Origin of the sequence: Ferribacterium limneticum, assembly GCF_020510625.1 — a bacterium.
In the GTDB taxonomy this organism is placed as follows: domain Bacteria; phylum Pseudomonadota; class Gammaproteobacteria; order Burkholderiales; family Rhodocyclaceae; genus Azonexus; species Azonexus limneticus_A.
The window spans coordinates 988,543-1,000,927 of sequence record NZ_CP075191.1 but is presented as its reverse complement, the minus strand read 5'-3'; the positions used below and the strand labels follow the sequence as shown (position 1 = coordinate 1,000,927).

Below are 12,385 nucleotides of genomic sequence, written 5' to 3'. Positions count from 1 at the left end.
CCTGCGGCGTCATCGCCGCAGGGCCTGTTTTCATTGCTGACGGGCCATCAGCTCGGGAATAACTCAGTGCGAGTGGTGGTGGCCGTCCTGGTGCATGACGCGGGCGACGAAGGGGTCGCTTTCCATGTCGCCAAAATCGGCGGCATCGATCTTGCCGTAGCTGGCGATGCGTTCATCGGTGGCACGCGGCCAGGCAGCCGGTGCTTCGGCCTGGATTTCCTTCAGGCTGAGTTCCATGCGCTGTTGCGGGCCGACGATCTGCAGGCGGGCCGGCAACTGCGCCTGCTCCAGCCACCATATGTCGATCTTCTGGCCATTCAGCGTGCCGCTGTAGCGCACGGATTTCTGACCAAACTGCATCTTGCTCGGGCCGCGCTTCAGGCTTGCCAGCAACTCGGGGGAGACCACCGAGGCGAGCTTGACCCAGTCGGGCTGGGCATTGCGCGTGCGAATCTCGCCCGGCGTGTATTCGACGACACGCTGGTCGCGGTGGAAGACGCGGCGATAGCTGTAGTCGTCCTTGCCCTGGCGCTCCCAGATATTGTTCTGGCCGGTGGCCAGGTCGGCGGTCTCGACTGCATCCGCATCGCGCCACAGATACCACTCGGTGCGTACCTTGTTGTTGCTCAGGTCGTAGCGGGCAGCCAGCGGCTTGAGCGGCTGGCTGGCGGCGGATGAGGCGCCGGCCGTCGCCTGATGTTCGTGATGCGCTTCGTGGGCATGGGCGCCGGCCATGATGCTCAGGCCCAGGCAACTCAAAATCACTGTTTTTTTCAGGTTCACTCAACTTCCTCTATAAACGCAGCGGGCGCCCCGCAGGACGCCCTTGTTGCAAGTACCGGGCAGCGGATTGACCGCCGCCCGGGACAGCGATCAGAAGCCGAAGGCTTCCTTCATCACGTGGTAGATCCAGTTCTGTTCCATGCTGCCGCGGACCAGGTGGGACTTCGGACCGGTCGCGTAGATGGCGACGTCTTCACCGGCGTGGGTTTCCGAACCCATCGGCACAACGGCTTGCTGCAGGTAGTTCAGGGCCGTGGTATCGACGCTGCTCAGGTCGTTGCTGCGCGGGTTGCTGGCAGCGCCCGGGCCGTTCTGGTAGCCCAGCGTGGTGTAGGGCATGCCGTCGCCAGCCTTGGTCGGTGCCGTCGGCGCGCCATCAACTGCCGGCACTTCCTTGCTCAGGCCGAGGATGTCGTTGCCGCGATGCGGGTAGCCGGCGATGGTGAACACGTGGCTGTGGTCGGCGGTAACGATGATCATCGTCTCGCGCGGGTCGGTCATCTCGTAGGCCTTCTTGATCGCGTTGGCGAACTCGATGGTGTCGAGCAGGGCGCGCTTGGCGTTGCCGGCGTGGTGGGCGTGATCGATACGGCCAGCCTCGACGTGCAGGAAGAAGCCGCGACGGTTGTTGTCGAGCATGTCGATGGCCTTGGTGGTCATCTCGGTCAGCGACGGTTCCTTGGCGGTGTCGTTGGCACGGTCAGCCTCGTACTCCATGTGCGAACGCTCGAACAGGCCGAGCAGGTGGCTGGTGTTGGCCGGGGTGGCGGCATCGAAACCAGCCTGGTCGTAGACGAACTTGGCGTTGGCGCCGCGGGTGCCGACCCATTCGGCGGTCAGGTCGCGACCGTCGGTACGCAGGCCCTTCTTGGTGGTGTCTTCCGGATCGAACTGGGTGTTCGGGCGGAAATATTCACGGCCACCGCCGAGAGCAACTTTCAGGCTCTTGGCCACGGTCGGCGAGACTTCGATCAACTGGCGGGCAATGTCCTTGACCGGGTTGGCAACACCGGCGCAAGCCTTGGCGACCAGACCGTCATGTTCCCAGTCGCGCACGGCGGTGTGGGCGTAGGTGGCAGCCGGGGTGGCGTGCGTGATGCGGGCGGTCGAGACGACACCGGTCGCCTTGCCGGCGGCAGCGGCCTGTTCGAGGATGGTCGGCAGGCTGTTGGCGGCGATCTTGGCGGCATCGCATTCGCCGCGGGCGGTCAGGTGGTTGACCGAAAGCATGCCTTCACGGGCCTTGTAGCCGGTAACCATGGCGGTCATCGTCGGGGCGGAGTCAGAGGTCTGCTGGTCCCAGGAGTAGGTCTTGGAGAGGGCCAGGTTCGGGAAGTGTTCGAAGGACAGGCGGTTTTCTTCGCCCGGCTTGCCATTCAGCTGGCCTTCGAGGATGCGGGCAGCGGTCACAGTCGAAACGCCCATGCCGTCGCCGACGAACAGGATGACGTTCTTGGCGTGACGATGGTTGTCGTGGTGCATTCTTTCGCTATGGCGAATGAAATGCTGGCCTTGCTTGTACCAGTCCTGGACGGATTCCGGCCCCTGAACGACCGGATCAGCAGCGAAAGCGGGCATGGCGCCGGCGGAAATAGCGAGGGCAATGGCCGAAACGATGGCCTTGCGATTGAGTTTGTGCATGAACGAGACTCCTGAATGGAATGGGCGGGAAGCCAAACGAGTTAACGAGCGCCTGAATGCCACAATCACCGATTATTCTTTTGATTCCGGCGATGCATTGGCGCCGCCCATCGTAGCCAGGGAATATTTCTTCATCATTGCACCGGCATTACATCGACATCAAAGCAGACGAAGCCTGAATCGGGGGCCTATCGGGATCAATCAGCCAGCCCGGACCGCCCTTTTTTTATACCGGCCGCCAACTGCCAACTGACCAGGGAGGCCTGTTTTGCCGCAGCCACCCTCGGAATTTGCCAACCCCTAGTCCTGAACGAAAGCCTCAAGCACTGCGGCAACGGCCTCCGGCTGATCGTGATGCAAATTGTGACCGGCATCGGCAATGGTTTCGATGCGCAAATCGGCAAAACAGGCCAGGCGCCGCTGAAACTCCTCGGGCAGGTTGCCGAAGCGATACTGGACAAAGCCTTGTGCGGCAATCACCTGCAGCACCGGTGCGCTGATCCGGCGCCAGCTCGCTTGCGCATCGTCAATGCGGTACAAGGTTGGCGAGGCAATCTTGTGCCACGGGTCGCAGGCCATCTCGACCTGTCCGTCGGCGCGCACCCGGCTGACTGAAGCAGCCAGGAAATCGCCCCGCTCGACGCTCAGGCGGGGATTAACCAGGCGCAAGCGACGGGCCAGTGCCGCATGATCCGGATAGACGCGCAGGCGGGGCGTTTCAACAATCTCGTCCAGCCATTTGCCAAGTTGGGTCGGTGCATCGACGACCGGGTCCGGCTTCAAGCCAAGAAAATCGAGCATGGCCAGCCGCGCCACCCGCTGCGGCCGCAAGCCGGCATAGGTCGCGGCAATGTTCGCGCCCATGCTGTGCCCAACCAGCTGGGCCGGCGCATCCGGCGAGTAATGCTGGAGCAGGGCATCGAGATCGGCGTAGTAATCGGGAAACCAGTAGGGTCGCCCCAGCCACTCGCTGTCGCCATAGCCTCGCCAGTCCGGCGCAATGACATGCCAGGATTTCCGGAAGGCGTCGACGACGAATTGGAAGGTGGCCGACGAATCCATCCAGCCGTGCAACAGGAAGAGCTTCGGCGCATCGACCGGCCCCCAGTGGCGCACGTGATAGCGCAAGCCGCGAATGTCGATGGTTTCTGTCGTACTGGGCTGCATGATTTTTCCTTTCTGGAAACTCGCCAGCGCCAAGCGCATCACTTCAGCGTAGTGATCGCCGGCAGGAAGACTTCCGTCACCAGCACCTGCTGCCGGCCAAGTTTGTGCAGCGAACGGCGCGCCCACAGGGTCTTTTGTACCGCGCCCAAGGCTGCAGCACGCCGATAAAGCGGGTGACGCTGATCAAGCCGAAGAAATTCGATGCTCCCCCGCTTGAAGCCGGGATAGGCAAAAAGCAGGGAGCCCAGCGAGCGACTGCCCAGACCTGCCATCCAGCGCGTCATCCGGCCATCAACGGCAGTCGATAGCGTGGTGTGGGCGAAGATCACCGGCACGCCATCGCATTCGAGCGCCACTTCGCGCACCCAGGCCGGATGCCGGCCGACCTTGCCGTCCACGGCCTCGTCGGCCAGCGCCTGGCCTTTGCCGTAGCGCAACAGGCGCACGCAAAAAGCCGAACTCGCCCGCTGGCAGCGCGCTGTCAGCGAGTCCGGCTCGCTCAGCCAAGAGCGGAGAATGGGGTTGCAGGAAGCACCTGCGAAGCGAGTCCGCCATTTGCTGCGTTTCATTATTGAGGCCGCGGCGCCTTTTCAATGCCGTTCAGCTTCATGCCCGGCTTGATACCACGCTGGGCAAACCAGCCGATATTCATTTCCAGCGCGTAGCGGGCCGGCCGGCGGGCGCAGTGGTTGTCTTCGGTCTGCGGCTGCATGTCCTCGATGTTGATGATCTTGCCTTCCTCATCCATGAAGGCCACCGACAGCGGCAACAGCGTGTTGCGCATCCACATGCAATGCGTGTTGTTCTGGGTAAAGACGAAGAGCATGCCGTGCTGGGCCGGCATCGCCTTGCGGTTCATCAGGCCAAGTTGGCGATTGGCATCAGTGGCGGCCACTTCGGCCTCGATGCGATGAAAACCGGCGCTCAGCTCCATGACCGGCATGGCGTTCTGCGCCCAGGCGGCAGCGCTCACAGCCAAGCCGATGAGTGCGCCAACGAGTGTCTTATTCATTGAATCTTCCTTGCAAATCCTGGTAACTGCCGTCGATTTTTCGCCATTGCCCCAGCGCCAGACCATCCAGCGTCGCCGCCCCGATGGCCGCCCTTATCAAGCGCAGCGTAGGATAACCGATGGCCGCCGTCATCCGCCTGACCTGGCGGTTCTTGCCCTCGCTGATACGGATTTCCAGCCACGAAGTCGGAATCGCCGCACGAAAGCGAATCGGCGGATCGCGCTGCCACAGGCCGGCCGGTTCCTCGATCAGCCGCACCTTGGCCGGCTTGGCGGTGAAATCCGACAACTTGATGCCGGCACGTAGCTGGTCCAACGCCGCTTCTTCCGGCACGCCTTCGACCTGCGCCCAATAGGTTTTTTCCAGCTTGTGTTTGGGATCGGCAATCTTCGCCTGCAACTTGCCGTCGTCGGTCAGGATCAGCAGGCCTTCGCTATCGGCATCGAGCCGGCCGGCCACGTAGACATCCTTGACCGCGATGAACTCGTTCAACGCCCGCCACTTGCCCTCCGGCGTGAACTGGCTGAGAACGCCGTAAGGCTTGTTGAACAAAACGATGGAGGACACGGCGGTGAATTTCTGTGACGAAGCGGGAATTCAATTTTCGCCGATTTTGACCGTTGCCCCTAGAGACCGACAGCCAGCGACGTAAAGCATTTGGTGCCTTGGGTTGGAATGAACCGGCTCGCCAAATCAATTGCAGCGCGGAGCAGAAACCCCGCCTTTCGGCAGGGCCTGAAACACAGCCTGCTTACTGGTAAGCAATCAAACCGCGGCAAGCCGCTCAACCGTATCCGGGAATTTCTCGACCAGGCGAATCAGTAGCGAGGCTTGGGCGTTCGGCTTGGCCCTGCCCTGCTCCCAGTTCTCCAAGGTTCTCGGGTTGGTACGCAGGTAGCCAGCAAACACCGGGCGCGACAGATGCAGGCGCTCACGCAGCGAGACCAGCTCCTCTGCCGTAACCTCCGCCAATGGCAGAACCTCGACCTTATGCGTGCGCAGCGTCTGCTTGCCGGTGCGCTCATTCGCCAAGGCGTCGAAGCCCTCGGCAATCTCCGCAAACAAGTTCCGCTTTTTCATCGTCTGGCCTCCAGCTCAGCTTTCAACATTCCCCTGAGTGCCTTCTTTTCGTCAGCACTCAAGTTCTCCATTTCATCCTTGTCGTACAGGGTGAATAGCCAGAATTGCCGGCCACCATCCCACCAGTAGTAAATCACCCGCAACCCACCGCGCTTACCTTTGCCACGGCGTGGATCGCCATGACGCAGTTTGCGCAGACCGCCAGTCCCTTCGATTACATCACCAGCTTTCGGGTTCTTCAGCATGGACTGCTGTAGCCCGCGAAAACCCCTCGTCATCAAGGTAATCGGTGCGAAATTTTGCAAACGCCGGCAATTCAATGAACAGTGCTTTCATTGGCAAAATATACGCAACTTGCGTTGCATAAGCAAGGCCAAGCTTGATCGTCGTGAGCCCCGACTACCGGACAAAAGGGCAACAAAAAACCCGCACTCAGGCGGGTTCTCGGGACTTCGACGTAAAGCATTTGGTGCCTTGGGCGAGACTCGAACTCGCACAGCTTGCGCCACTACCCCCTCAAGATAGCGTGTCTACCAATTTCACCACCAAGGCTGCGGCATCCGGGGATGCTGACTGCTTCGTACGTCGATGAAGGGGCGCGATTCTAGCGGGGAATCGCCGGGTTGTTAAGCCCCTCTTAGTGGAAGAAGGCGTAGCCGATCAGGATGGCGCCGACCAGCCCGACGGCATCGGCGATCAGGCCGCAAGCCAGGGCATAGCGGGTTTTGGTGATATTGACGCTACCGAAATAGACGGCCAGCACGTAGAAAGTGGTTTCCGTCGAGCCCTGGATGATCGCCGCCAGCTTGCCCTGGAAGGAATCGACACCGTAGGTCGTCATCACATCGACCATCAGGCCGCGCGCGCCGCTGCCGCTCAGCGTCTTCATCAGGCCGACCGGCAGCGCCGGGACGAAATCGGCGTTCAGGCCAAGCGCCAGCACGGCGCTACGGATGAGCCCGATCAGGGCATCCATGCCGCCGGTAGTGCGGAAGACCGAGATCGCGACGAGCATGGCGATCAGGTAGGGAATGATCTGCACGGCGACGCCGAAGCCCTCCTTGGCGCCGTCGACGAAGCTTTCGTAGACATCGATGCCCCGCCAGGCGGCGACGGCAACGAAAAGCACGATGATAGCGACGATGAGGCCGCTGCCGAGCAGGCCGATCATCTGTGCCATCTGCTCCGGCGGCATGCCGGCCAGCCACCAGTACAGCCCGCCCATCAGTGCAGCGAATCCGGCAAAAAAGGCGAGCACCGGCTTGCAGAATAGGTTGATGCGCTGCCAGACGGCAACCGCGATCAGCCCGGCGCAGAAGGAAACGAAGGTGCCGAGCAGCGTCGGCAGGAAAATATCGGCGGCGTTGAAGCCAACCAGCCCCTGCTTCAGCGCGATGGCCTGGCGGATGGCGATCACCGAAGTCGGGATCAGCGTGATGCCGGCGGTATTCAGCACCAGGAACATGATCATCGGGTTGCTGGCCGTGTCTGGCTGCGGGTTGATTTCCTGCAGTTCGCGCATCGCCTTCAGCCCAAGCGGCGTTGCCGCGTTGTCCAGGCCGAGCATGTTGGCGCTGACGTTCATCACGATGCTGCCGCTGGCCGGATGACCGGCCGGAATATCGGGAAAGACGCGGCGGAAGAATGGCCCCAGCGCCCGCCCAAAAAGCTGGATCAGCCCGCCCCGCTCGCCGATTTTCATGATGCCGAGCCACAGGCTCATCACCCCGACCAAGCCAAGCGAGATATCGAATCCCGTCTTGGCAGTATCGAACAGCCCGGTCAGCACGCGCGTGAAGATATCGAGATCGCCCTGCAGCAACTGCGCCACCGCCGCGACGAAGCCGACGAGGATGAAAGCGACCCAGATTTTATTGAGCACGGGGGAAGAGGCCGGAAGGTTAAAAGGCCGCCAGTCTAGCCGGCGGGCAGAGGACTGTCACCGCAGCGTCATGCTGCGAACAGCGGCAGCCCCCAGGCCTCACGCAAGGCTTCGTATTCCGCTCGCGGCAACTGCACCAGCACCGGTGCCGCCGCACCATCCAGCCAGCGGGCAATCTCCGTCATATCGGCCAGTGACATCGCCGTACACCCGGCCGTCGGCACGCCCTCGCGCTCCCAGACATGCAGGAAAATGCACGAGCCCGCACCGGGCGCCTGCTCGAGGTTATGCGCGACAACGGCACCGATCGCATAGCGCTGGTCGTCCCGCCGCATGTCTTCGCACGAAGTCCAGTCTCGGCAAGCCACAGACGACTGATCGACAATCCGGTTGTAATGCGAGGACGCCGGGTCGTCGATGGCCTTTAGATCAGGACTGGCATACAGATAAGGCAGCTTCGCAGGATGAGCCAACGTACTGCCCGGCTTCGCATAACCAAACAGTGCAGAAATCACGAAAATACCGGCCGGGGCACAACCGTCCCCCTCGCTCTTCAGACGCACCTCCCCGGCTGGCTCGGCAGGCAAACCCCGCCCCCAAGCCAGCCCGGAACGGCCCAGCATTACCGGAATCGATGGCCCGACTGGCTGCCAGTCATTTGCCGACTGAGCGCGCAAGAAGCGCTGCAAACGGCCTGCAGGAGTCGCCCAATCGGGTGACACACAGAGCAGCAACTGATTCGATGCGAGCGGAAGGGGCATGACAGGAAGACTGCGAAGACGGGAGAAGGGGCGATTTTGAACGATTTTCGCGGACAGCCCCAGCCCACGGCGGCGCGCATCGCGATCGTTGTCGCCGCGATCATGCGGCGGCTGAATAAGCCTGTCTTCCGAATGCGCTTTGACGATGCAATCGAATTCAGGATGGAGGGCCACGGTGCCGACCGGCGTCCAGTTTCGCACCTGACCTGACCGGCGCACCGGGAAGAAAGCCGTCACGCAGCGGCAACGGCGCATCACTCATTGTTAGAATGAACCATGGATTTCGCCAATTTCAGTGCATTAGGTGGGCTTTCACGCCGAATATACGCCGCGTTTCTGGTCGCTGCGGTCATCCCGACGGCGTTGGCTGGCGCCATAGGTGTCTATCTGTCCTTGCAGGCGCTCAAAGGCGAAACGCTGCGCAATTTGAATCAGGAAGTCACGGTTCGCTCGCAGGGGATAGGCCGGTTTTTTGACCAGCTTTCATCCGAATTGCTCTATCTCGCCAACAGCCGGGGGTTGGTTGATGTGCTTGCCGCACGCCAGACGCGGGATGCCCAGTTGCTGCAGTTGGCGACGACGCGACTGGAGCGCGACTACGCCGCCCTGGCCACGCTCTACCCCCATATCTACCAGATTCGCCTGCTGACGGCCGACGGCAACGAATGGGTGCGCGTCGATCGCAAACCGGACGGCGTGCATGTCGTGCCGCGTGAGGCGCTACAACCGAAGGGGGATCGCTATTATTTTCGCGATGCGATGGAGGTTGGCGTCGGGCAGATCTACGTTTCCCCGCTTGATCTGAACGTCGAGTTCGGCAAGATCGAAAAACCGGAGCGTCCGGTCATTCGGGTGGCCACGCCGGTGGCCGCACCAAGTGGCGCCAAGGTCGGTGTCCTGATCATCAATCTGCATGCCGACATCCTGCTGGAACAGATCCAGCAAATGGCCAATGCCCGCCACGGCACTGCCTACCTACTCGATAGTCAGGGACATTTCGTCAGCCGTTCGGCTGATGGCGAGCCGGGGGCATTTTCGCTGGAACCGGTCGAAAACCTGCATCGCTTCTTTCCGGCGGGCATCGCGAACAATCTGATTGAAAGTGGCAACTCGCCCAGCCTCGGTGAAGGCTGGATTGTCGCCCACTCGCCCATCGACTATGCACAGCAAGCACTGGCTGAAAACTCGAAGGGGAAATGGCGCATTGCCTTGGCTTTCCCGGAGCGCGAGTTGTTCATGGCCGTGGTCAATCTGTACCTGCTCTATGCGGTGCTGTTTGTCGCACTCCTGGTCACAGCACTGGGTGGCTATGCGCTTTCAAGGCGTCTGTTGCGACCGCTGGAAGACTTGTCGAAAGAGACGGATGCCATTGCCGACGGCGATTTTTCGCGCCGCGTCTCGGTGCTTGGCAATGATGAAATTGCCGCACTGGGTGAAAAGTTCAACGGCATGGCGTCGCGCCTGCAAGAATCCTCCCGCGCCATCACGGCGCATCGCGACCGCCTGGAAGATGAGGTTCGGGCCCGCACACAGGAGTTGGAGCAGGAGCGGGCCTCGCTCGAAGCAGTCATCCAGCACACGGCAGACGGTATTCTGGCCATCGACCGGGATGGGATCATCCGCCTGCTCAACCCCGCTGCAGGACGCTTACTCGGCGAATCGCACAACCCGCTCGGCTTGAATGTCGAGCAGTTCTGGCCGCAATGGAAAAGCATCGCGCTTGATGCCAGCCACGGTGCAATCCGCTGTGATCTGGAATTGCCCGAGCAAGTGATTTCCCTGGCCGTCACGCCAACGACCGCCGGCTTTATTGTCGTTGCCCGCGACGTCAGCCGGGAACGCGAAATTCACGATGAGCGCCGTGAACTGGACCGCCAGATGTTCCAGATGGAAAAGTTGACCACGCTGGGCGAACTGGCGATGGGGGTGGCGCACGAAATCGGCAACCCGCTGGCTGGTATGAAGGCTGTTGCACAGGCGATGCAATACGAAGAGGATGTGCCGCCGGGACTCATCGAGGCATTGAAACGCATGGAGTCGGAGGTGGATCGGCTTTCAGGTTTCCTGCGCAGCTTCCATGGTTTTGCCGCACCGCAGATGATCGCGCGAGAAGCCTGCCCTCTGGCACAGGTGCTGGATGACGTGTTGTTCTGGACGCGCAAGGATGCCAAGAGCGGCAACATTCGATTCGAACTAGCCGGTATCGACACCAATCCCCCCTTGTCGGCCGATCCGCATCAACTGAAGCAGGTTTTTCTCAACCTGTTGATGAATGCCATTCATGCGATGCCCAAGGGGGGCGTTGTGACGGTCGATGCAAAAACCGAGGCGAATTTCAAAACAATCCGCATCTCGGATACCGGCGTGGGCATGTCCGATGAAGTGCTGAAACGCATCTTCGAGCCTTTCTATACAACTCGCCGCGAAGGAACGGGGCTGGGGCTGTCCATCGTCAGGAAAATCGTCGAACAGCACGGCGGAAGCGTTGCCGTGACCAGTTCGCCGGGGCATGGAACCTGCTTCACCCTCACTTGGCCTCTTGCTGGAAACTGACATGCCCGAACCGATTCTCATCGTTGAAGACGACAACACCATCCGGGTAACGGTGGGCAATTTCCTGGCGCGCCAGGGCTTCGATGTCGAAGTTGCCGAGGATGGCGCGCAGGCCCTCGAACTGCTCAAGGAACGCACTTTCAGCCTGATCTTGCTCGATCTGCGCCTGCCCGACATGAATGGCCTCGACATTCTGGCCAAGGTGCGCGAATCGGATGATCGTCCGCTGGTGGTCATCATGACCGCCTATCCCGAGGTGCGTACCGCAGTCGCCGCCCTGAAGGCCGGGGCTTACGACTACATCAACAAACCTTTCGATCTGGAAGACCTGCAGGAACTGATACGCCGGGCGCTGGAGACGCATCGCCTGCGGCGTGAGGTCGAATGGCGGCGCGCCCAGTCCGACAACTGCGTCATCGACGGCCTGATCGGCGACAGCGCGCCGTTTCGGCAAATGCTCGACACGACGGCGCGGATTGCCTCGGCTGGCAAGGTGCCGGTGCTGATTCGTGGCGAGTCGGGCACCGGCAAGGAGCGCATCGCCCTGGCCATCCACTGCCGGTCGCCGCGCGCCGATGGCCCTTGGGTGACGCTCAACTGCTCAGCCTTGCCGGAAGGTTTGCTTGAATCCGAGATGTTCGGCCACGAGCGCGGTGCCTTCACCGACGCCAAGCAGATGAAGCGCGGCCTGCTCGAACTGGCCGATGGCGGCACCCTGTTTCTCGATGAAATCGGCGACCTGTCGCTGGCCCTGCAGCCCAAGCTACTACGCGTGCTGGAAACGCAGACCTTTCGCCGCCTGGGCGGACAGAAGGAAATCCGCGTCGATGTCCGCTTCGTTTCGGCCACGCACCGCGACCTGCCGGCCATGGTGCAATCCGGGCAGTTCCGCGAGGATCTGTATTACCGGCTGAATGTCGGTGCCATCGACTTGCCGGCACTGCGCGAACGACAGGATGACATCCTGCCTTTGGCCCGGCACTTCCTGGCCGAGGTGGCTCCGGTCATCGGGGTCGAATCACCCGGATTTGAAGGCGGGGTGGAGCCATTGCTCAAAGCCTATCGTTGGCCGGGCAATGTCCGCGAATTGCGGAACGTGGTGGAGCGCGCCGCCATCCTTTCCCGTGGCGAACCTATTGGGACGCCGCATCTACCCAAGGAAATAGCCGGTGAAACCGTCGTTCACAGCACACCGGACAGCCCGAAATACAGCGCCGCAATACGTCCGCTGGCAGACATCGAACTAGACTACATTCGTCACGTGCTCAAGCTTTGCGATGGCAACAAGACGCAGGCTGCCGAACTGCTCGGCATTACCCGATTGACGCTGCGCAACAAGTTGCGCGACCCAGAAGAGGGTTCGGAAAACTGATTCCGATCACTATCAAACCGGTCAGAAATTAACCGGCCGGTTGATTTATGACCGCTGCCAAACAACTGGCTTCATCGTAAAACCTCGAATAATCAGCCACTCCCGGCCATGGCACGGAGCGTGCAATTCCCTT

14 protein-coding genes and 1 tRNA gene are annotated in these 12,385 nt (G+C 61.3%); 4 read left to right on the top strand and 11 right to left on the bottom strand.

Annotation, left to right across the window (positions count from 1 at the left end; translation table 11 throughout):
- Positions 1-63: 63 nt before the first annotated feature.
- Together KI617_RS04820 and KI617_RS04815 are read right to left on the bottom strand one after the other, a co-directional pair.
- Positions 64-783 (bottom strand): hypothetical protein, encoded by a 720-nt coding sequence (locus KI617_RS04820; RefSeq protein ID WP_226450888.1) that lies wholly within the window; start codon positions 781-783, stop codon positions 64-66.
- A 90-nt stretch (positions 784-873) separates the two neighbouring features.
- On the bottom strand, positions 874-2,424 hold the full coding sequence (locus tag KI617_RS04815) for an alkaline phosphatase (RefSeq protein ID WP_226450887.1): 1,551 nt from the start codon (positions 2,422-2,424) through the stop codon (positions 874-876).
- Here KI617_RS04815 and KI617_RS04810 point away from each other — a divergent pair.
- On the top strand, positions 2,423-2,677 hold the full coding sequence (locus KI617_RS04810) for a hypothetical protein (protein WP_226450886.1): 255 nt from the start codon (positions 2,423-2,425) through the stop codon (positions 2,675-2,677). The genes KI617_RS04815 and KI617_RS04810 overlap by 2 nt on opposite strands.
- A 47-nt stretch (positions 2,678-2,724) precedes the next feature.
- Here KI617_RS04810 and KI617_RS04805 read toward each other — a convergent pair whose 3' ends face one another.
- From KI617_RS04805 to KI617_RS04765, 9 genes are all read right to left on the bottom strand, one after another.
- The gene (locus tag KI617_RS04805; RefSeq protein WP_226450885.1) at positions 2,725-3,591 is read right to left on the bottom strand and encodes an alpha/beta fold hydrolase; all 867 of its coding nucleotides are present in this window, start codon (positions 3,589-3,591) and stop codon (positions 2,725-2,727) included.
- Between the two features lie 38 nt (positions 3,592-3,629).
- Positions 3,630-4,160 (bottom strand): chorismate--pyruvate lyase family protein, encoded by a 531-nt coding sequence (locus KI617_RS04800; protein WP_226450884.1) that lies wholly within the window; start codon positions 4,158-4,160, stop codon positions 3,630-3,632.
- Positions 4,160-4,603: a DUF192 domain-containing protein gene (locus KI617_RS04795; RefSeq protein WP_226450883.1), complete on the bottom strand. Its 444-nt coding sequence runs from the start codon at positions 4,601-4,603 to the stop codon at positions 4,160-4,162. Before KI617_RS04795 ends, KI617_RS04800 begins: the two co-directional genes overlap by 1 nt.
- Positions 4,596-5,171 carry a pseudouridine synthase gene (locus KI617_RS04790; protein ID WP_226450882.1) on the bottom strand — a complete coding sequence of 192 codons (576 nt, stop codon included), beginning with the start codon at positions 5,169-5,171 and terminating at the stop codon, positions 4,596-4,598. The genes KI617_RS04795 and KI617_RS04790 overlap by 8 nt, the downstream gene beginning before the upstream one ends.
- Positions 5,172-5,369: 198 nt before the next feature.
- Positions 5,370-5,684, bottom strand: coding sequence for a helix-turn-helix domain-containing protein (locus KI617_RS04785; RefSeq protein ID WP_226450881.1), 315 nt, complete (start codon positions 5,682-5,684; stop codon positions 5,370-5,372).
- Entirely contained in the window at positions 5,681-5,929 is a 249-nt protein-coding gene (locus KI617_RS04780; RefSeq protein WP_226450880.1) for a type II toxin-antitoxin system RelE/ParE family toxin, read from the bottom strand. The genes KI617_RS04785 and KI617_RS04780 overlap by 4 nt, the downstream gene beginning before the upstream one ends.
- Positions 5,930-6,151: 222 nt before the next feature.
- Positions 6,152-6,236, bottom strand: a tRNA-Leu gene (locus tag KI617_RS04775).
- 85 nt (positions 6,237-6,321) lie between these two features.
- Entirely contained in the window at positions 6,322-7,566 is a 1,245-nt protein-coding gene (locus KI617_RS04770) for a nucleoside recognition domain-containing protein (protein ID WP_226450879.1), read from the bottom strand.
- A gap of 68 nt (positions 7,567-7,634) precedes the next feature.
- Positions 7,635-8,327 (bottom strand): L,D-transpeptidase family protein, encoded by a 693-nt coding sequence (locus KI617_RS04765; protein WP_226450878.1) that lies wholly within the window; start codon positions 8,325-8,327, stop codon positions 7,635-7,637.
- A 36-nt stretch (positions 8,328-8,363) separates the two neighbouring features.
- Between KI617_RS04765 and KI617_RS04760 the strand changes: the two genes are divergently transcribed.
- From KI617_RS04760 to KI617_RS04750, 3 genes are all read left to right on the top strand, one after another.
- Positions 8,364-8,537 (top strand): hypothetical protein, encoded by a 174-nt coding sequence (locus KI617_RS04760; RefSeq protein ID WP_226450877.1) that lies wholly within the window; start codon positions 8,364-8,366, stop codon positions 8,535-8,537.
- A gap of 66 nt (positions 8,538-8,603) precedes the next feature.
- Entirely contained in the window at positions 8,604-10,880 is a 2,277-nt protein-coding gene (locus tag KI617_RS04755) for a PAS domain-containing sensor histidine kinase (RefSeq protein WP_226450876.1), read from the top strand.
- Position 10,881: 1 nt separating this feature from the next.
- Positions 10,882-12,252: a sigma-54-dependent transcriptional regulator gene (locus KI617_RS04750; RefSeq protein WP_226450875.1), complete on the top strand. Its 1,371-nt coding sequence runs from the start codon at positions 10,882-10,884 to the stop codon at positions 12,250-12,252.
- Positions 12,253-12,385 lie beyond the last annotated feature (133 nt).